Here is a 21,893-nt window from a genome sequence, read left to right as displayed (position 1 = left end):
GACCGACTATGGATAAAGTCGTTACAATTGGATGTGTTAAAGCTGTGTTAAAAAAATTAAGCCCCGAGGGATGCCGGTTTGATTTCGTTCCATACTTTTATTTCATCATCGGGTTCTATTCCCTTTAGAATTTGGATGTAGATTCCATCACTTACCCCTAATTGAATCTCCCTACGTTCAAATTTTTGCCCCCCGGTAGCAATTTCCACAAAAGGTTTTTTGGTATCCGGATCAAATTGGATCAAGGCTTCCTTTACAGCCAATACACTATCGGCCTTGGCTAAGATTATAGATGCATTGGCACTGAGTCCCGCCCTGATAAAAATGGTATCGCGCTTCTTCAAAGTACCTTTGATCTCGAACTGAATGGCGCCGTTCTCCACTTTCCCCTTAGGGGCTATATAGTCCAGCACCGCATCGAATACCTTATTCTCAATGGCTCCCACAGTAATTTCCAGGGGTAGGTTTTCCTTGATCTTACCAACTTCAGATTCGTCTACCTTGCCTTCAAAAATCATCTTTTCCACATCTGCAATGGCGGCGATGGTTGTACCCTCATTAAAATTATTGGACTCTATAACCTGATTGCCCACCTCTACCGGCACTTCCAACACCATTCCGCTCACAGTGGCCCTGATCATGGTATTTGCCTCATTACCGTAACCTTTGGTGGTCCCTGTCTTTACAATATCGAAGCGTTTATTGGCTGCAACATAAGCTTGTTTGGCCTGGTCATAGGCGACCTCTGCCCTCTCCAAATCCACTTTGGAAATTACCCCCTTATCGAACAAGGTTCTTTGCCGTTCCAAATTGCGCTTTTGATCGTCCAGGGAAATCTTGGATTCCTCTATAGTGTTCTTGGCCTCGTTCAAGGAGGAAAGATTGGGGACCACCTTTATTTTCGCTATTAAATCGCCCGACTTAACATAGTCGCCCCCTTCCACAAAAACTTCCTCTATAACCCCTGAAATATTCGGTTTTATCAACACCTCTTCCAAAGGCAAGATACTGCCCGTAGCGACCGTTTTCTTTATTATGGTTTGTGTGGACGGCTTTTCAGTTGCATAGACTACGGGGTCTTCGGCATTCTTTTGATATAGATAATACAAGGCTCCACAGCAGCTAAAAACAATGAATATTAATATTATAACAGTGACCGACTTTTTCATTTTATGATTTGATTTTGATTGATTTACTCCTTTTTATATTGTTCTACAAATTCCAAAAAACGTCATCTTATCAGTATAAAGACAACTACTCCGTTCTAAGTGCTTCTATAGGTCTAACTTTTATGGCACTTTGGGCGGGTATAAATCCGGCCAACAGGCCAGACACGACCAAGATATTCAAAGCCGTAAGTACAACCCCTAGTCCTACACTGGGATTAAGAAACATTTCCACTGGCCCATTGTTTTCCAAAAAGTAATTGATAAGATAAATGACCAAGGCCCCAAAGCTTATCCCTGCCATCCCCGAAATCATAGTCAAAAAGATAGATTCCATTATAATCTGAAGTTGAATGGACCAAGGATTTTCCCCCAAAGCCCGTCGAATCCCTATTTCCTTGGTTCTTTCCTTGACCACTATCAGCATAATATTGCTAACACCGATGACACCCGACAACAAAACAAGGATACCCACAAAATAAGCTATCCAACGCATGGCCTTAAACAGGCCCAGCACTTTGTTGAACTCTTCAAACAAATCAAAATGTCCTATGGCCCTTAAATCCTGGGGATGAATCTTTTGATTTTCCCGTACCACGGTAAAAATTTCCTCCTTTAATTGGGTTATGGATGAATTGTCGTTTGCGGTGATTGCCATCCAACCCACATTGTTACCCTGGTTAAACGCCTGGGAAAAAGAGGTAAAGGGAATAAATATCTCTTTTTGAACCTCCTCGCCATTGCCGTCATTGGAATTCTTTTTATAGGTTCCGATCACCATAAAATTTACACCTTGAATCTTAATATAGGTACCCAACACCTCTTCCCCTACATCATACAAACTGGCCCTGACACCTTCACCAATAACAGCAACTTTTCTTTTCTCCCCAATATCCAACTCATTAATGAACCTACCAGAAGTGATGCCCATGGGATCTTGATTTATTATATCCGGATAATCCCCGTAAACATTAAATGCCCCCGTTTTTATTCCCCTCACCACATTATTGGCACCATTAAAACCTCCCAATTGATTTCTGGGGGACACAAACCTGAGCTCGGGCACTTTTTGCCTTATAGCGGCCACGTCCTCCAATTTAAAAGTAAAACGCCTCCCCTTTGGCAGACCTTTGTAGGCCATGGACGTTCCCTGGGTCCACATAAACATAGTATTGGTTGCAATATCCCCAAAATTGGACCGTATACCGTTCTCCAGGCCCTTGCCTGCTGCCAATAGGACAATCAATATCAAGATGCCCCAAAAAACGCCAAAGGCGGTTAACAAGGTCCTGAACCAGTTACTGGTCAGCACTTCAAGAATTTCTTTCCAACGATCCTTATTAAACATATCTATTCCTTACTTACCAACTATGTTCCTATTCATCCCTCAAGGCTTCAATGGGTCTAATGGTAGCAGCACGCCAAGCTGGAAAAAAACCTGCCAAGGCCCCGGCTATTATCAATAAAAAAACCGTGCTGAGCGCGACCTTAAAATTAATGGAAGGATTAAGGACGTAATCTACTTGAAGGTTGGGGCCCACAAATTCCAATAATCCCATGCTAAAAATTAGCCCGGCCAATCCGGCTACACTGGTAACAAAGATTGCCTCGTGCAAGATCATGCCCACAATGGCCCTTGGCCTTGCACCCAAAGCCTTCCTTACCCCTATTTCCCGGGTCCTTTCTTTAACAATGATCATCATTATATTGCTTACACCTACCACCCCAGCTACAATGGTACATATCCCTACAAACCAAAAGAAGGATTTTATACCACCTGTTAAATTTTGAAATCGCTTTACACCTTCCAGCGTATTAAAGGTGTTGATAGCACTCGGATCGGTAGGTGCTACCGTATGCACCTGTCTTAAGTAGGCTTTTAAATCTTCAGTAAATTGCACGGACTTCGCAAGCGTTGCCTCAAAGTTATCGGATGGCTTTAAGGTAAAGAACATCATATTTAAATTATCGCTTCCATTAAAAACACGTTGTGCCGTGCTTGTAGGTATAAAAAGTCGATCTTCTTCCCTATCGCCTCCCTTATCGCCGTAAACTCCAACTATCTGAAAATTAATACCGGATATTTTCAAGAATGAACCAATGGGATCTTCCACCCCTTTAAGCAGCTCCCGCTTTATCTTATTACTGATCACCACCACCTTGGCCACACTTTCTTCATCACCATAATTTAAATAACGACCCTGGGAAATAAATTGATTTTCTATATTTTGAAATAAGGGCGACACGCCTTGAACGGAATAGGATCCAGATTCATTCATAAAATCCACCGTTACACTTCTCAACCTAAAGAAAGGGGATTTATGTTCAAGATCCTTTGCAAATTTGGTGTTGATAGCTTCGTAATTGTTATTTCTTAGCTGTATGGGCCTACCTGGGTTCAAACCCATGTATTCCTCTGTAGTAACCTGTGTCCATACCCCTATCCTATTGCTGGCGTCCGCTTCAAATTCTTTGGCAATGCCATTTTGCATACCCTGTCCAAATGCCAATAAAACCACCAAAATAAAGATGCCAGAGGCCACAGAAACACCGGTAAGAATAGTACGGAGTTTATTTTTTCGTATGGCATCAAAAATTTCCTGCCATCTCTCAATATCGAACATAGGCCCAAAAGTGTTTATTGAATAAGACCTTTGTAAAATAAAATTGTTACAGGTGTAACTCTAAATAAATGTTAAAATTGAAATCGATTTTAAGCTTTCATCTTTTTGTAGATAAAGAAAAAGAGCCCTGCCACCAATAGATAGGGAACAGCCATTAGATATACAATACCATTGTTGATACCCTTTGCCGCAGCTTCGCTCCCTTCACTTTCCAATACTGCCCTACACATGGCACACTGGGCTTCCGAGATATTAGGCACCAACAAAAATGATATGGTTAAAATCCATACCAGGTATTGAATTTTGAAACTGCCACGTCTTGAAAAAAAGGAAGATGATTTAGTGTACATAATAAGGAGATATCATTAAATAGACCACGACCCCGGTTATTGCCACATACAACCACAGTGGAAATGTAATCCGGGCAAGTTTCCTATGCGCTGCAAAATCCTTAAGGTATGCCTTTGCATAGGTACGCAGTACCAAGGGTATTATTACTATGGATAGTATAATATGGGTAATCAGAATAAAGAAATAAATATATTTAACAATCCCTTCCCCTCCAAACGAGGTAGAATCGGAGGTCATGTGATAGGCCACATACATCACTAGAAATGCCAAAGACAACAAAATACAACTGGTCATTAATTTCTGGTGAAGCTCGAGCTTCCCATTTTTAACGGCAATGACCGCAATGACCAACAATATGGCGGTGAAACCGTTTACAGTGGCATATATGGGAGGCAAAAAACTTAAAGGCTCCACGTTTGGCAATTTTACCCCAAAAAGCAGAACCACAACAAGCGGTATAACTATGGATACCAAATTGATTATCTTATTTATTTTCTTTTCTTTCAAGGTATTTGCATCCATTATTCTTTCAATAATTTTTTAATGTCCTCTTTAAGGATCGATATTTGCTCCTCTTCCCCATGATCATTCTCCCCGTCCTGTTCGCTAATGGTTCCCCTGTAATACACGATTGGATTTCCAAACTTATCCACCCTGGAACGTATATAACCATTTTTATCTACCAATGCAAAAAGGCCCGAATGTTCAAACCCACCTTCCGCCTCTGGAACTTCAGCCGCAAAAATACTAAATCCGGTATTGGCCAAGGTATATATATCGTTTATATTGCCCGTTAGCAAATGCCAATCCATGTTGGTTATCCCGTAATCCTGAGCATATTCCTTCAATACCCCGGGGGTGTCATAATCCGGGTTTATGGTAAATGAAGCCACCCCAAAATTTTCAAAATCCTTAAATTCATTTTGAATCTGAACCAAATTTTTGTTCATGATAGGGCAGATGGTAGGGCAGGTGGTAAAGAAAAACTCTACCAAATACACCTTGCCCTTATAATCGTCATTGGTAATCAACAAACTGTCCTGGTCCAAGAAAGCAAAGGGAGGTACTTTACGCCTTTGCCCGTTCATTTCTATAAACGCCAGTTTTTCATTAGCCCCTTTTAGGTTTAACCTATCATTCTGAATAATGGAGCCACCTTGCACCCTTTCCACAATTTTTGGAACAAAAATGATTCCAAACACAAGGATTACAAAGGAAACCCACACATATGTATAATTGTTTTTCTGCATTATTTCGGCCTATCTGCGTAATTCTTTTTTAGGGCCATTCGATATTCGGCCAATATAATTTTTACATCATCCTCCATCTTATTGTTTAAATCCGCCACAGAGGAAGTATCAAAACCATATTTAATTCCTTCTTCCACATCATCGTCCCTTCCCCTTAGCACTCTGTTCTTATCAATAATAAAAACATAGGGTGTACCCAAGTTCCCATCCAATATCAGGTTTGTCTTAAGGCTCTTAAAAAGGTCATTGATTTCATCATCATCCCCAAAGACAAAATTCCATTTGCCTATATCCGCCAATTGCAGCAGTTCCTTTTTCAATTCTTCCACATCCTGCTCCGTACCTTTGGGCATGACCATAACAAATTGAAAATCGTTAAACTCGTAAAAACGCTTGTATATTTTCTGGTTCAAATTAAAGGCATTGCCTTTTTTACTTTCCACATCCTTCCCAAGAAATCCCAGTACGGTAATTTTGCCCCCTAGGGCAACAGCCTTGTCCGCAAAATCAATTTCAGGAACATTCTCTGTTAAAGTTGCCAATTTGCCAAAGTTAGTTATCCCTGAAGCAAAAAACAGATATATCACTATAGGCAGGATAAATAAGGTAACCAGTACTAATGTTTTCTTCATCCTATAAATATTAATTTCCAACATTACAGTTTGGACGAAAAAGAACATTCCTCCCCTGTATATTCAGTACAAACCGAATAAGTACAAAAATAAAAAAGACGGTTGTTATACCGTCTTTTTATGCTGTTAATTATTCGTTAGAAATTCCACTTAACGAAGCCATCGGTATACACATGGTATATATAATCCGCTTCAAAGAGGAGAATAAAAATAAGGTAGGCCACAAGGAATATAGGGGTCCAAACAATAGCTCTTCTCAAAGAACTCTTCTCATCCCTAAGGTGCATAAAATCCCAGGCAATATAATAAGCCTTGACCAAAGTCAATATGATGAAAATCCAGTTCAAGACCTTCATTCCCAAAAAATAGGAATGGGTCAAAGACTCTGGCTTTGCAATCCCCAATCCAACTTCAACTATGGTCACCAAAGTAAGGAATGTTAATACACCCCATATTTTTTGTGTGTTGGACTTAAACTTCAACAGACCTCTAAATATTTCGAGTTTATGTTCGTGTGCCATTTCTAATCTTATTTTTTTATATATTCTTTAAAAGGATGAATTTTTTATTTAAACAAATTATACCAAGTAGAAGAAGGTAAATACAAATACCCATACCAAATCCACAAAGTGCCAGTACAACCCAACTTTTTCCACCATCTCATAATGCCCCCTTCTTTCGTAAGTACCAAGAATAACATTAAAAAAGATAATACAGTTGATGACTACCCCGGAAAATACGTGAAAACCATGAAACCCTGTGATAAAGAAAAAGAAATCGGCAAACAACCTACTGCCGTACTCATTCCGCACCAGATTGGCCCCTTCAACAACAAGTGTCGCGTCCTTTAATTTTTTCAAAGTTTCATCCCTTGTCAAAACTGTTTTATGGCCATCCTCGTTTATTAATTCCGTACGTATTAAAACATTGGGGTTCGATTTCACTCCTTCAACTACTTCATTCAGGGAGTAACTGGGCAAAGCATCTCCCTTGTAGTACCAAATTCCATTCTTCTTTTCATGATCAACCCTGTCTTCATGTAGGGTCTCGGCAAAATCCCTTAAAGCAAGACGATCCCCTGAATCAGCGCTAACAAATTGCAGCACCCTACCTCCTTTGGTTTCCAAAGCTCCAAAATCGCCCTTTATAAAAGTAGCCCATTCCCAGGCCTGTGAACCTACGAATATTGCCCCTCCAATAATAGTTAGGAACATATACCAGATTACCTTTGTCTTTTGCAATTTATGTCCGGCATCAACAGCCAACACCATAGTTACGGAAGACATAATTAAAATAAAGGTCATGAACGCTACGTAGTACATGGGATAGTTTCCATGAAAAAAAGGAACGTGGGTAAAAACCTCATCGGCAATTGGCCAAGTTTCTATAAACTTAAACCTAGAAAAACCGTATGCAGCAAGAAAGCCAGAAAACGTCAATGCATCGGACACAAGAAAGAACCACATCATCAACTTTCCGTAACTAGCGCCTAGAGGTTGATTTCCTCCACCCCAGACATTTTCTTCTGTACCCGTAGTAACCGTAGAATCCATATAAAAATTATAGCGTTAATAAAATTTTCACAAATTTACATTTTTTTCGGCTAAACAAAATTTTTGCCTTTTAAAATTGGCAAAAAAAACCCATTCTAAATAAGCCCTGTCAAAATACCTTCCATTTAGCAAAGGATTAACCCCTTCTAGTTTACGAAATACATGAAAAGAATTAAATATATCCAAAGAATATCCAAAAAATGCCAAAATGTAGCTCCTAGTTCCAAACCTAGCATTTCCTTTGAGGAATACCTTTTCCGCAAGTGATTGGCAATGACCACCAATAATGAAATAATACCGGCCACAACATGAACAATATGTACTGCTGCTATTAGAAAAACATAGGACATCTTAATATTACTCGTAGGCCCGGTAAAATAGTAACCGTTGGCCACCATCTGTGAAAATCCGTTGAATTGCAATATTATAAAGGCAATTCCCAGTGCAAGGGTCAACAATAACCAAATGGTACATTGTTTTACCCTATCCTGCTTTATGGCTTTCTTGGCCATAAGGTAAGTTATACTGCTTATAATGATCACCATGGTACTGAACAGGAACGACGACGGCAAAGTCAGATCCTTTATCCAATCTTCGCGAGAACTGCTCACAATATAGGCACTGGTCCAACCAGCAAACCCCATTAGCAAACTAACAATCCCGAACCAGAGCATCATTTTCTTGGCCCTAGCGTTTTTTTCCTTTCCCGTACCCTGCGTTAAGTCCATCCTAATTATATAAATTTATCCATTACATATACTACTTGCATCAATGTAATATAACTTACACTGGCCAACATTAATTTCCTTGCGGAAGCATTATCCCTTTTTTCATATAATCTAAAAGCGAAAAACAACATTACGGTTCCCATTAAAAAAACGATAATAGCGGCTACAATTGACAATTGCAGCCTTCCTGTAAAACCAAATACCGGAATTACCGAAATAATTATCATCCAAATGGTGTACATAATGATCTGCAAAGCAGTGCCCTTATCTTTCTTACCAGTAGGAAGCATTTTAAAACCACCTTTCCTGTAATCATCATCCAACATCCAACCCAAAGCCCAGAAGTGTGGAAATTGCCAAAAGAACTGTATCATGAACAGGGTACCGGGCTCAATACCAAAATTATCGGTAGCGGCCACCCATCCCAACATAAAGGGAATAGCACCAGGAAAGGCACCTACAAAGACGGCCAAGGGCGTTTTAGTCTTTAAGGGCGTATATACACTTGTGTACAAAAAAATGGAGATAGCGCCAAACATGGCCGTTTTGGGGTTTAGAAAATACAGCGCCACAATTCCCACAATGGTCATTAGAACGGCAATGGCCATGGCCGTGGCCACAGACATTCTACCCGCTGGTATAGGCCTGTTTTTGGTGCGGCTCATCAAAGCATCCAGGTCCTTTTCAATAATTTGATTGAAAGCGTTGGAAGCCCCTACCATACAATACCCACCGAAAGCCAAAAGTAGCACCGAGGAGAAATTAATTTCAACAGCACCCAGAAAATACCCCGCTATGGAAGAAAAGACCACACTTACAGCGAGCCTAGCTTTGGTAATTTCTTTAAAGTCAGCAAAATATACCGATAAAGAGGTGTTTTTAACTGAACCGACCGCCGTTTTCATTTGCATTTTTTAAATGGACCGCAAAGATACACCGCAAAGGAATTTTTTGCAACCAAATAAACATGTTTATATGAATTAACTATTAAAGGAGTGGCTGAAGCCTGAACGAATCAAGGAAATACCATAAGGTCATATTTGCCCACGACCGCCATATCATTATGGAACAAAAAAAATCCCGAGCCGTGGCTCGGGATTTTAATATATTGTAAATTTCAACTATTGCAGCTTAAAAGTAATTGGAATACTGAACGGTACACGAACAGGTCTACCTCTTTGTTTCCCTGGGGTCATTTTAGGCAATTTACTGATAATCCTTGCAGCTTCTTCCTCCAAGTTTTTATCCGGACCTCTCATCCTTACGTTCCCGATGCTTCCATCCTTTTGGATAACAAACATTACGTTCACCCTACCTTGCACTCCCATTTCCTGGGCAATTTCCGGATAGCGGAAATTTTTTCCAATGTGCTTTTGCATCATGGAGTTAAAACAATCCCTCAATTTACTTTTTGGTTCATTTTCACAGCCAGGAAAAATAGGAACATCCTCGATAACGGCGAAAGGTACATCCACATCCTCTTCTACCTCTTCCACCTCAACATCGGCTACTTCTATTACTTCTTCCTCTTGACTGGTTTCTGTAGATTCAATTACGGTCTCTTCCACTTCCTCCTCATCTTCAACTACCTCAATAATTTCCGGGGCAGCTGGTGGCGGTGGTGGTGGTGGTGTCTTAATTTGTTCGGTCATTGGAACCTCTTCGTCCAAAGTATCCTCCACATTCATGGTGTAATCAAAATTATTATCATCGTCATAGGTCTTCCATTCAAAAGCTATATACGTCAATAGCATGACCAAAACAAGACCAATAACGAAATAAAGCCCGCTATTTCTTGTTAAATCTGCCTTCGGATTCTTTTTAAGTTCCATAATTCTTAATTTTTAATGTTCGCTAATTTATATATTTATTTTATCTGTTTAAAACTTTTTGTTAAAAAAAATACAAATAAATTTAAACAGGTCCGTGGGCTTCAAAGCATCCTTTTATATGTAACCAAAGGCCTTGAACGTTATTGATCGGAAAAATTCCATTCCTACACATCCATTGCGCTAAGAACCAGCAGGTTGCCCTCCTTTGTCCCGAACACACCCCAAATTACTCAAAAAAAACACTATTTCACCCATTATAAAGGAGTTTTTCCGGAGAAAATGAATTTTACCGCAAAACTTCCGAACAATGCCCCCAAACTATTTGCCAGAACATCCAGCAAATCGGGCTCCCTATCTACCGTGGCCACACCTTGAAGCATCTCAATAATTATACCATAAACCACAGCGTAGAAAATTATTTTCAAAATAACTTTTTTCGGCGGTGTATTTTTGCGATCGATCTCCCTAAATGACAAGCATCCCAAAACGGTAAATACAAAGTAAAAAGAAAAATGTACCAACTTGTCTAAATGGGGGATATTTATGGAAGGTAGACTATCATCCTCAAAAGAAAATAAGCTGAGCGATGTTATGAACACCACCCAGCTTATAAACAAGATTGTAAAAAAATATTTTTTAGGCACCCACAAGTTCTTTGTACTCTGCATCCCCTAGCAAGCCATCTATTTCGGAGGAATCACTAATTTTCACTTTAATGATCCAACCATCGCCATAAGGATCGGTATTTACCTTTTCCGGTTCGTCTTCAAGCGATTCATTAAAAGCAATTATTTCCCCACTTAAGGGCAGAAAAAGATCAGAAACCGTCTTTACGGCCTCAACCGTTCCAAAAACTTCATCCTTGTCCAAGGTCTCGTCCAAGGTCTCCACTTCCACATAAACGATATCCCCAAGTTCCCCTTGGGCAAAATCAGTAATCCCGACAATAGCGGTATCGCCCTCTATTCTGACCCATTCATGGTCTTTTGTGTACTTTAAATCTGAAGGTATATTCATTATCTAAAATTTGTTAAGGCAACAAATGTAAAAGAATATCTCATGTTAATCAAAAAACTCATTTAAACTTTTTGCCCCCTTGTAAAAATAAATTCCTTAATGGCCAAACCCTCCTAGTTTAAACTAGTTTCCAAAATTATACCTCAAGGTAAAGCCGGTATTGATGGAAGTTTGGGGAAAAGCCGTAGACACGGCAAATTTTGAAAACGAATGATCGTAAAAAAACAGGGCGTTCAAGCTTTTGCTCAAAGCGTAATCAGCTACAAATTTTACGGACATTAAGTTTTGTCCGGAAGTAATTTGATTGTTGTCTATGTCCAAGTTTCGTATAATGGTAATATTATCCCTAAGGGTAACGTCCGCCTTTAGATTCAAATCTCCTTTTAAACGCTGTTGTTCACCGCCAATATTGGTAACAAATTTAACGTCCTTAAAACGATACCCGAGTCCAACAGTGTATTCCTTTCCATTGATCTCTGTCATTAGACTATTGTCAAAACTCAGGGACAATGCCCTATTTGTTCTAATCTCCGCAAGTACACTGAGGGAGTTCTGCATTTCAAAATCTACCCTCATCAATGGGTTGAACTCATCGGTAAGCACCACATTGTTCATAATATTGACCGGTAAAAAATCCTGGGTCTCTGCATTTATTGGCTCCATGCCCTCATTGATCAATTGTGTACGGGTCAAATTGGTCTGATACGAATTTACACTGTAGGCCGATCTATACCCATGACTAAGGGAAAAACGCTTAAATTTCTTCTTAAACCAAGGATTGCGCATTAATCCGGTATACTTAATGTTCCAATTGGGAATTGGTATATTTCTAAAAGCGTCCAAACTAACCTTATTGGGATCCTTCCCAGTATAAGCAGCAAAAAAAGCAGGCAACAAAACATCCTGGCTCGTCTTACCGTATCTCTCCGGAAAACCATCCTCATCCACCACACCGGTATCGTGGTTTCTTTCGGAAACAATCCTATTGGCTATAGTGATCCTATTTTCCTTAAAGGTTTCAAAATTGGCAGAATCAAATTCGTCACTATTGTTAAAAACAGTGCCGATCATTAAAGTGGAAATACTGAAATTACCGTAGTTGTTCCCCAAAAGATTCACATATTCAAATGCGTTATTTCCCAGATCCTCTACGTTAAATGTCTCCTGATAACTTTCGGACATCTGTCTATCGGCCACAAGGTCTATGGTTAAATCCCTGGTGGGCTGTGCCGTAGCGGTGATATTCAACTGCTTATTGGTATTCTGAATATATTGCTGGTTGAATTCCGGAAAGGTGGTCAACCAGCCGTTTCTGGCCGCCTCATACCTAACATCGGCCTGACTACCAAAGATAAATCCTATGGTTGGTTTTGCAGTACCAATAAAGCCTACAGACCTAGTATACCCAGGCAGCACCTTACCATCATTCTGACTATAGGTAACATTTACACGTTTCACCATGGTAAGTACATCTATAAAAGCATTGTACCCTGCACCTGAAGCTTTTTTAACCTCTTTATCATCGGCATTTGATGCCGGGTTGCCTGCCTTATCCAAACGCGTCGGTTTTGCAACGGCCCCTTTGGTATTCTTTCTTCCCAAACCAAGGAAATCATAGAATTTTTGCATGGTCAGGGATGCTGTTAAATTATGGGTACTGGCATTCTGTACGGTATTAATATCCTCCCCGGCCACTTTGTTCAGAGCATCCCCTCCCCTTTGCCAGTCAAAATTACTGGTATAAGTGTACTGGGCATTTATAAAATCGAAAGCAGGAATTTTGTTCAAGGGCAATTCATAGTTCAATTGCATTTCCTGGGAATGTCTGTTGGGCTCCCCAAGATCAAAAAATCCATCCCACAATCCCAAAGCCTGATTGATCTCGGAATCCGGATTGCCATCTTCAGAAAAATAATTCCTTACAATATTGTTGTTGGAAGCGGTAAGGTTTAAACGCAAGGATTTTGTGAGGCTATAATTAATGGCATATTGCCAATTGAAAAGATAATTCCTTTGTTGTAGAAATGGCAGGTCCAACTTTTCTACCCCAGGTTCAAAAACATCCCTGAACTTTTGCTGATTAAATGATCGGTTGATATTGGATTGAAGCGAAACACTGGCAGGTAAAACATTCAGATTTAAATCCTTCAACCATTTCCAATATTTCCCGGTAAACAAGGAATCCTTCTTGGCAAATGGCTCAATTGGAGCAGGCTTAAAATTATGGTTGTAAACAAAACCTGTTACCACATTCTGGTCCCTGAGCTCATCGATCTCAAAATCCCTATGGTTCACCTCATTATAGGAATAATTGAAGGTAAAATTCTCAATATCATAGAAATTGGCCTCGGCCTCTTCGCCCCAGTCCTTTCTTACCCCAATAAAATTAACACTGGTCCTCTTGGTATAATCCTCTCCCTGCTGTTTAATTGCCTCGGCGTCTTCAGGAGTTTCGGCAGCTGCGATACGATCATCCAATTTTAAATCATCATAGACAGGGTCGAATTCCGGAGTGATCATCTGCTCGGAAATACCGTAATTGAAGGGTAGTTGCAAGCCCCAATTTTTGGGAAACAATTGACCAATATTTACATTGGTGACCACATCATAGGAAATGGCATCCTCCCGTGCACGTTCATTGGGCATTTGATCTATGGCCCCGAAACCCGAAGTACTTTTACTACCGGTGGCGGATACATTGGCAAAATCTGCCATATTCATATCCATGGCGGCTATAGCGGCCCATCCCCCGTTATTATCCAAACCTGATAGGCGAAGTTCATTGAACCAAACCTCTCCCCTAGCCGGTAGATTATCATCGTTCTTAACCCCAACCATCATACTCCGTATACCGCCCAAGGAAGGATTTCCCCGGATACCGATACGCAGTTTGCCCAGTGTTCTAGGATCAAATTCATTTACCTGGACCACTTCACCATTGTTTATTTCATAATAATTAATGGTACTCAACGTTTGGGCTGCAATGCCTGCAGATTTTACTTTGGACAAATCATCCAATGAGAGGTCCAGTTCATTAACATCCGGCCAAATTTCGCTATCCGAACTTGCCCCGTGGGGCGTTAGCTGTAAGGGCAATTCTATCTGATAAAAATTCTGTGTAAAATCCGAACCTATCCTTACAAAGCCCACCAAAGGCGTCTCGTCATTGGCATAATCCGATTCTACAATTTCTTCGGCATGCATAAACATTTTTAAACGTTTATATTGCCTTATATCTATATCCAAATTTTTAAAGACCCCTCTGGAATCTTGGGATTCCAAGTTCTCGACAACAAATGACAAGGATTGTTCATTTTGCCTTATTATAGTATTATTGTTATTCAATCTTTCTCGTTGTACACCTGGAGGCAAAACATAGGGTATAGGGGTCCGGGCTGCATTTTCCTCAATGTTTACGGCGTTAACATCCACCAAAGTGCCATCATCGGTGGGATCCCCATCTACATCTGGCTGCAAGGATTTGGCATAAGTACGCCAATCTCCACGGACAAGATCCAAGGTAGCGAAACGCAATACCACATTACTTGAAAACCCTGTTAGGTACATCCGCATAAAGCTTATAGACCTAAAATCGCTTATCCCGCCAACCGCATCCGTAAAGTCGGACAAAGGTATTTTGTACTGGATCCAACGTTCGTTCAAGGTATTGCCATTGGGCAAAGACCTGGTAACCCCCTCCTTAATATCGGTTACATATTTATCATTGACCGTTGTCCCTGGTTTAATATTTATACGATACTCATAATAACTGTTTACCGTATTCATGGTTCCATCCCTATCTATGTCTTCCACATCCGGTAAGGTGGTGGACCCCCTGTTGGAATTGCTCAATTGTACTGGAGAGTTTCCGTCAGGGTTATTGTAATTAAGATAACGTTCCAAAATACTGCCTTCCCTGTTCAGGAAGTACTCGTAATTATCCAGGGCCGGATCTTCCGCCGGGCCATTATAGGTTATACCTCCTTCAAAAGTATAGGTAGCCTCCTCGGCATCGGTTAATCCGTCAAAACCAATATCCTGCAAGCCCCTATTGTTCTGGTCCGCATCAAAAGCGTACACTAGGGATTGGGTTGCGGGAACCTTTCCCCAAGATGTTTTATAGGTAAGATCGTTGGAAACCGGATCTACAGGTAATCCGTTTTCATATTGTTTCCTTCCATCGGGAAGAACATCCTCTGAAATATTACCAAGGTTGATCACCAAATCCCCGGAACTTGTAGCAATACCGTCCACATAAGGATCCAATACCCAAAATTGAACGTATTCTACGTTGGACTGTTCAAAATTGGTACTGCTCAAGGATCGCATTATCCCTGCCCATTTGTCCTGTGGTTGTTCCGCGGTAAAATTTGGATTTGCATTATAGGGACCTTTCATACTAGGATAATATGCTATATCCAAGGTGTTTTGCGCCAAAGTTTGCCCCTGGGCAACATCCTGGTTAAAAACATCCTGTATATAGATTCTTCTGGTCTCGTTGGTGGAAATGTCATCATCACTCAATTCTGTAGGCCGCTGATTGGAATAAAAAATGGGATCTACGGTATACCAGGCCATTTTTGCCCTTCCATATCCAGACTCCACACTATTGGTGGTAGTGGCGAATTCAACTGGCGGACTCGCCATGGACCATCCCAAAAAGGAACGGATATCGATCAGCGATTGCGCCCCCTCAAAATCGTCCAGATAGGTGGTAGTTTCCCCTTCAAAATCCGCATTCTTGGGAGAACTTGGGCTTAAGAAGGCTACTTCGCCACGAACTGATAAGTTGGAAGGAACATCTGTATCTATATTTGGCAATTTATTGGCCAACCTGGTCAAAAATGGAACTTCCGTGGAAAAATTACTGTTCAGTCCAAATATAGTATTGTTTACAGGTTCTATACCATAGTTGGATTTTTGCGTCAATGGTTTTTCATTCAGGTTCAACAAAGTACCCCCGAGCACAAAATTCTTATTAAATTGATGCTCCACATTTACACCTGTAAAACGTCTGGTCTGCTGTCCAAAAACCGCATTGTTCTCCACCGAAATATTGATGGGCGTATTGGAAGCTTCCAAACTTGGATCCAAAATCTGCACGGTGCCCGACTGATAATTTACGGTGTAATCAATACCTTCCTGTAACTGCCTTCCCCCGGCCGTAACCCTTACGGATCCCTGAGGAACATTAAAGGCCCCAATAGGAATTCCATTTGTTCCCTGTGACTTATAGGTCCCTTTTAGTATAAACCTATTTTTATCCGCATCCTGTTGGGCAGCCGCCGTAGGAAGCGAGTACATATTCCTAAAGACATACTTTCTTTGATTGGTATTATAGCCTTGATCATTATCCACATCATAGGTACCGCCGCCCAGAAGGTTGAACAAGTATTCCCCAAAAGGTTCAACTTTGGTAAATATAATGCTCCCTGTTTGCGAGTTTATGGTAATACCTTCCACATAATCAAAAAAACCATCCCCTCCACTCTGAAGATCATTATATGCATTTAACCTATCCAGGTTAAACACATCCAACAATATCCTATCTTCCAAGGGCTTGGGACTTGTTGGCCAGCCCGAACCAACACCTGATTCCGCTGGTGTAATATAATTTCTTGGAGTGGTTTCTGCATATAAAATGTTCAACTTAAAATCTTCCTGACTCAATTGATAGGCACCAGTGGCGTAAATATTCTTCATCATCAAATCCCATATGGGATCTACAACATTGGTGATATTACTTTTTAACAACTTAAGGATCAGGGTATTGTTATTTACTGGAATCTCAGCACCCGGCGACACGGTAGTAGCATCCACACCGCCATTGGCGAACTCTCCTACCTGATACACCTGCCCATTATAGGTATATTGAAAGGCGACCCCAAGGACTTCATCATTGCTCAATCTTTGGTTTAGGGATATATAGCCCAATTGTGAGTTAAAGGTAAAATCCCTGCCCTGTTCCAGTTTTCTAGCATTCTCCAAAATAGCATAATCAAACCCTTGATTTACGGTATAGCCAGGCACATTAAACCCTGATTGAACAGTGGCTATATCGCGAATGCTATTTGTAAGCGCTCCTCCCGATCCAATTTGGAGGGGATCAAAATCGTTGGCAGCATTCCTTGGTAAATTTCCGGCAGCAGAGCTATTAAAGAATCCAGCAGGATCCCCATTGTTCCTCCCTATTCTGGTTTTTTCCGGTTGCACTTCCCCCAAATCCTGAATAGCGACAACATTTCTAATATTCACGGTTTGCTGGCTCCTATTGGTAATCCACACCTCCAACCTTGTTATTTGGACCTGGCTCCTTATATAAGGATAGTCTGCAAGGGCTGCATCATAATTATCCCTAAAATAATGGGCCAAGAAAAAGTGTTTGTCGGCATCGTAATCCTGGGCCCTAAGCTCAAAGTCGTTCACCGTACCCCCACCTTGTGCCACCACTGTATTGCTCTGGGACCTTTGTTCCGAAAATACGGCAGTAACCCTAGTCTTCCCAAATTGCAATTCTGTCTTTACCCCAAAGAGGCTTTGAGCCCCGGTAATCAAGGAGCTATTAAGGGGCATACTAACATTACCCACTTCAATTTTTTGAAGTATATCATCCTCGGATGGCGTGTAGTCCAACTTTACCAAATTCTGGAAATCGAAGGTTGCCTCGGTATCGTAATTAGCGGTAACCTGTAGTCGCTCCCCAATTTTACCCAACATACTTAAGCTTATCCGCTGGTCAAAATCAAAGGAAAGATTGGTCCTGTTACGTGGGGACAGGGAGGGGTTATCGTTTTTTTGCCAAATGACACCTAAATCCATTGCCACCGATCCTTGTGGAATTACCTCAATGGTATTGCCGCCAAAGACACTTTCAAAAAAACTATTATTTACATAAAAATTGGGGAGTAAATTTTTACGGGCCGCCTCACTACCCTCTTTTTTGCCTGAAAAAGCATCAATTTTTTCTTTAAAATAAGACTTCATACCCTCCCGGCGCACAAGTTCCAAGTATTGGTCGGGAGTAAGGATAACGGGGTAATTGATATCATAATCCCCTACACTTACAGTATAGATATATCTGTCCAGATCGGGATCATACGTATATTTTGAAACAATGCTGTCCGGGTTTTCCATTTTCAATCTCCCCAGAGCAACACCAGTTTTTAGCGAGTCCGCTTCTTGCCCAATTGCATCTTCCCCTTCTATTTCCTGTGCCACGGAAGTACCCGTTGAGCCCAAGAAAATAAATAGTAGGATGGTAAGCTTAAATGATGATTTAAGATAAAATTTTGCCCCTTTTTTCAAACTTGTTATAAATTTTTAAGCGCAAGTTTTATAATGTCCTCTACGCTTAGTCCAGGGTCTTGGCCAACTATTTTATCCACAACCTTTTCAGCATGCTTGCGGACAAAACCAAGAACCTCTAATGCAGATAACGCTTCATCTTTATTTGTATTGTTTGATGGGGCGGAAAGTTCATCAATATCGTAGACTTTTAAAACCTTATCCTTTAGGTCCAGAATTACCCGTTGTGCCGTTTTGGCACCGATGCCTTTGATTCCCTGAATAGTAGGCACATCCCCTGTTGCAATGGCATCCCTAATTTGACTAGGGGACAGGGAAGACAACATGGTTCTGGCCGTACTGGATCCTATACCTGACACGGACAACAACAATCTGAATATCTCCCTTTCGGACTTTTCAGAGAACCCGAACAAAGTATGTGAATCTTCCTTTACTTGTAGATGGGTGTACAGTTGAATACTTTCCGAATCCCCAATTTTTGAAAACGTGTGCAAAGAAATATTTACAAAATATCCTACTCCCGCACATTCAATTACAATATGGGTTGGATTTTTTTCAACAAGTTTTCCTTTTAAATGGGTAATCATTTGTTATTGGGGATTTCAGAACCCAGCTTTCCAATATCTCGAAACCTGAATTTATTTCAACTATTCTACTTTTGTTTTTTTGCCAATTTTCTCTTTTCACGCTCTTGGGCGTCAATAACCGCAACAGCGGTCATATTGACCATCTCGTCCACACTGGCCCCTAATTGAAGGATATGAACGGAACGTCTCAAACCTACCATGATAGGACCAATGGAATCTGCCTGGTTCAATTCTTTCAGCAGCTTATAGGTAATGTTGGCCGACTCCAAATTGGGAAAAATAAGTGTATTTACTTTTTTACCGGACAATTTGGAAAAGGGAAATTTACCCTGATGCAGTTCCTTGTTCAAAGCAAAGTCGATTTGCAGTTCACCATCTACCACTAATTCCGGGTTGGTGGCATGCAATATTTTTACAGCTTCCTTGACTTTGGTAGCACGGGGATGTGTAGAAGATCCAAAATTGGCATAGGACAATAGGGCCATTACGGGGCTAAAGCCAAAAGTAACGGCTACATTGGCCGTCATCTTTGCAATTTCGGCGATTTCCTCGGCACTGGGATCGATGTTGATGGAAGTATCGGCCAAAAACAAGGGGCCTCTTTCGGTAATCATAATGTTCACCGTAGATACTTTCTTAACGTTGGCAGCCCTTCCTATTACTTCGAACACTGGTTTTACCACGGTTGGGTATGCTCTGGAGTATCCGGAAATCATACCATCGGCATCTCCCTCCAAAACCATCATTGCCGCAAAATAGTTACGCTCCCTCATCTTAGCACGGGCACTGAAAAGACTTACCCCGCTACGCTGTCTATTTTCAAAATACTTGGAAGCATATTGATTTCTTTTGTCATTGGCTTCATCGGCATGGGAATCTATAACGAGAATATCGGCGTCAAATTCCAATTCTTTCATCAATTCTGCAATAACTGCTTTATTCCCCAATAAAATTGGAATTGCCATCCCTTCTTCATAGGCAATTTGGGCAGCCTTTAGAACGTCCAGATGATCGGCCTCGGCGTATACAATTTTTTTAGGGTTCATTCTGGCACGGTCGTGAAGCAAACGGACTATTTTATTGTCATTCCCGGAGCGCTGTAATAATTCCTCCCTATACTTATCCCAATCATCAATAGGCATTTTGGCCACTCCACTCTCCATAGCCGCCTTTGCAACGGCAGGGGGTATCTCAGAAATCAATCTGGGATCAAAAGGTTTTGGAATTATATACTCCCGCCCAAAGGTCAACCTTGTTTGTCCGTAGGCGATATTCACCTGTTCCGGAACAGGCTCCTTGGTAAGTTCTGCCAAAGCCTTCACTGCCGCCATTTTCATAGCTTCGTTTATCTTGGTGGCCCTTACATCCAATGCCCCCCTAAAAATAAAAGGGAATCCCAAAACATTGTTCACTTGATTCGGATGATCGGACCTACCTGTGGCCATGATGATATCCTTTCTGGTTTTTATGGCCAGGTTATAATCTATTTCCGGATCGGGATTGGCCATGGCAAACACAATGGGATCTTTAGCCATGGACAATAACATTTTTTCTGAAACGATATCCTTAACGGAAAGACCAATAAAAACATCGGCATCTTTCATGGCCTCTTCTAAGGTATCGATTTTCCTATCCGTAGCAAACTCCAATTTCTCGGCAGACAAGTTATCCCGATCGCTCCGGATAACCCCTTTGCTATCCAACATTACAATATCTTTGTTTTTGGCCCCGAAAGCTTTGTACAGGCGGGTACATGAAACGGCAGCAGCACCTGCCCCACTGATTACGATACGGACATCACTAATTTTTTTGTTGGTAAGCACCAAAGCGTTCAAAAGTGCCGCGGCCGAAATTATAGCCGTTCCGTGTTGGTCATCGTGCATTACGGGAATATCCAGCTCCTCTTTTAAACGTCTTTCAATTTCAAAAGCTTCAGGAGCCTTAATGTCCTCCAAATTTATACCTCCAAACGTTGGAGCAATTATCTTTACGGTTTCAATGAATTTTTCAACATCGGTAGTGTCCAATTCAATGTCTATTCCATCTATATCTGCGAAAATTTTAAATAACAAGCACTTACCTTCCATCACCGGCTTTGAAGCCTCGGGACCAATATCGCCCAATCCTAGGACTGCGGTTCCATTGGATATTACGGCTACAATATTGCCTTTGGCCGTATACTTGTACACGTTGTCCTTGTCCTTGGCAATTTCCAGACAGGGCTCTGCCACACCGGGCGAATAGGCAAGACCTAAATCCCTTTGGGTGGCATAGGGTTTGGTAGGAACTATTTTTATCTTTCCAGGTTGTGGTTTGGCGTGGTACACCAGTGCTTCCCTTCTTGTCTTTTGCTTGCTCATATAGTGTGATATTAGAAAAACAAAGTTAAGAGTATTCTTTAAATTAAAAGGATTTAAAAAAGTAATCTACCATCGCTTCAAAAGAAGTAGTGTAATTCAATTTTTAATTACCCGGTCCAAAACTCCCACCAAATACGCAAAAATGGCACTCTCCAAGAAGGGAGCCGTTTCTTTTACAGTGGTGGGCCTACACTTAAGGAAACCTGTTCCCTACTTCAGAAATTCCAAATTCCTTTTTAAACCGGAAAATTTAGTACGTTTTACGGGAGATTTTTGAAACACCTTCTTAAAGACATCGTCCGTAATTTCTTCCCAATCCTTTTTGGCTGACCTCCCCTGACCCCTCCCAAGGAGGGGGATAGGTTCCGATAACGATAATGGGTCCTGAAAAATTTAACTTCCGTCCTACTTCAAAAACTCAATGTTTCGTTTTAAACCGGAGAATTTGGTGCGCTTTACGGCAGACTTCTGGAACACCTTCTTAAAGA

General features: G+C 41.0%; 17 protein-coding genes and 1 pseudogene. All 18 read right to left on the bottom strand.

All coding sequences use genetic code 11. The annotated features are described in order from the left end of the window. Positions 1–56: 56 nt before the first annotated feature. The gene (locus C7972_RS07145; protein ID WP_110355543.1) at positions 57–1,169 is read right to left on the bottom strand and encodes an efflux RND transporter periplasmic adaptor subunit; all 1,113 of its coding nucleotides are present in this window, start codon (positions 1,167–1,169) and stop codon (positions 57–59) included. A gap of 85 nt (positions 1,170–1,254) precedes the next feature. Further along, positions 1,255–2,514 (bottom strand): ABC transporter permease, encoded by a 1,260-nt coding sequence (locus tag C7972_RS07140; protein ID WP_110355542.1) that lies wholly within the window; start codon positions 2,512–2,514, stop codon positions 1,255–1,257. Positions 2,515–2,542: 28 nt separating this feature from the next. Continuing rightward, complete coding sequence (locus C7972_RS07135; RefSeq protein ID WP_110355541.1) at positions 2,543–3,790, bottom strand: ABC transporter permease; 1,248 nt, start codon at positions 3,788–3,790, stop codon at positions 2,543–2,545. A gap of 89 nt (positions 3,791–3,879) precedes the next feature. Continuing rightward, a complete protein-coding gene (locus C7972_RS07130) occupies positions 3,880–4,140 on the bottom strand; it encodes a hypothetical protein (protein ID WP_258364791.1) in 261 nt (86 codons plus the stop codon). Then, on the bottom strand, positions 4,130–4,663 hold the full coding sequence (locus C7972_RS07125; protein ID WP_110355540.1) for a DUF420 domain-containing protein: 534 nt from the start codon (positions 4,661–4,663) through the stop codon (positions 4,130–4,132). The genes C7972_RS07130 and C7972_RS07125 overlap by 11 nt, the downstream gene beginning before the upstream one ends. Then, entirely contained in the window at positions 4,663–5,391 is a 729-nt protein-coding gene (locus C7972_RS07120) for an SCO family protein (RefSeq protein ID WP_110355539.1), read from the bottom strand. Before C7972_RS07120 ends, C7972_RS07125 begins: the two co-directional genes overlap by 1 nt. Then, positions 5,391–6,023 carry a hypothetical protein gene (locus tag C7972_RS07115; protein WP_110355823.1) on the bottom strand — a complete coding sequence of 211 codons (633 nt, stop codon included), beginning with the start codon at positions 6,021–6,023 and terminating at the stop codon, positions 5,391–5,393. Before C7972_RS07115 ends, C7972_RS07120 begins: the two co-directional genes overlap by 1 nt. Before the next feature lie 137 nt (positions 6,024–6,160). Then, on the bottom strand, positions 6,161–6,544 hold the full coding sequence (locus C7972_RS07110; RefSeq protein WP_110355538.1) for a cytochrome C oxidase subunit IV family protein: 384 nt from the start codon (positions 6,542–6,544) through the stop codon (positions 6,161–6,163). 57 nt (positions 6,545–6,601) lie between these two features. Then, positions 6,602–7,576 carry a cytochrome c oxidase subunit 3 gene (locus tag C7972_RS07105; RefSeq protein ID WP_110355537.1) on the bottom strand — a complete coding sequence of 325 codons (975 nt, stop codon included), beginning with the start codon at positions 7,574–7,576 and terminating at the stop codon, positions 6,602–6,604. A gap of 146 nt (positions 7,577–7,722) precedes the next feature. Next, entirely contained in the window at positions 7,723–8,304 is a 582-nt protein-coding gene (locus C7972_RS07100) for a cytochrome c oxidase subunit 3 (protein ID WP_110355536.1), read from the bottom strand. Positions 8,305–8,309: 5 nt separating this feature from the next. Continuing rightward, positions 8,310–9,209 carry a heme o synthase gene (gene cyoE, locus C7972_RS07095; protein WP_110355822.1) on the bottom strand — a complete coding sequence of 300 codons (900 nt, stop codon included), beginning with the start codon at positions 9,207–9,209 and terminating at the stop codon, positions 8,310–8,312. A gap of 216 nt (positions 9,210–9,425) precedes the next feature. Next, positions 9,426–10,136 carry an energy transducer TonB gene (locus tag C7972_RS07090; RefSeq protein WP_110355535.1) on the bottom strand — a complete coding sequence of 237 codons (711 nt, stop codon included), beginning with the start codon at positions 10,134–10,136 and terminating at the stop codon, positions 9,426–9,428. Positions 10,137–10,390: 254 nt separating this feature from the next. Continuing rightward, positions 10,391–10,804 carry a VanZ family protein gene (locus C7972_RS07085; protein ID WP_110355534.1) on the bottom strand — a complete coding sequence of 138 codons (414 nt, stop codon included), beginning with the start codon at positions 10,802–10,804 and terminating at the stop codon, positions 10,391–10,393. Further along, positions 10,773–11,153, bottom strand: coding sequence for a glycine cleavage system protein GcvH (gene gcvH, locus C7972_RS07080; RefSeq protein ID WP_110355533.1), 381 nt, complete (start codon positions 11,151–11,153; stop codon positions 10,773–10,775). The genes C7972_RS07085 and gcvH overlap by 32 nt, the downstream gene beginning before the upstream one ends. A 123-nt stretch (positions 11,154–11,276) precedes the next feature. Beyond that, positions 11,277–18,458, bottom strand: a complete 7,182-nt coding sequence (gene sprA / locus C7972_RS07075) for a cell surface protein SprA (RefSeq protein ID WP_110355532.1) — start codon at positions 18,456–18,458, stop codon at positions 11,277–11,279. A gap of 5 nt (positions 18,459–18,463) precedes the next feature. Beyond that, entirely contained in the window at positions 18,464–19,045 is a 582-nt protein-coding gene (ruvA, locus tag C7972_RS07070) for a Holliday junction branch migration protein RuvA (RefSeq protein WP_110355531.1), read from the bottom strand. Positions 19,046–19,110: 65 nt separating this feature from the next. Continuing rightward, positions 19,111–21,405: an NADP-dependent malic enzyme gene (locus C7972_RS07065; protein ID WP_110355530.1), complete on the bottom strand. Its 2,295-nt coding sequence runs from the start codon at positions 21,403–21,405 to the stop codon at positions 19,111–19,113. Positions 21,406–21,615: 210 nt separating this feature from the next. Next, a pseudogene (locus C7972_RS24150) lies at positions 21,616–21,729 on the bottom strand (tRNA epoxyqueuosine(34) reductase QueG); the annotation flags it as partial. Positions 21,730–21,893: the final 164 nt, after the last annotated feature.

The sequence above is a fragment of the Arenibacter sp. ARW7G5Y1 genome (assembly GCF_003201775.1).
Lineage (GTDB): Bacteria > Bacteroidota > Bacteroidia > Flavobacteriales > Flavobacteriaceae > Arenibacter.
The sequence above is the reverse complement of the archived record's forward strand: the minus strand, read 5'-3'. Positions and strand labels throughout refer to the sequence as shown.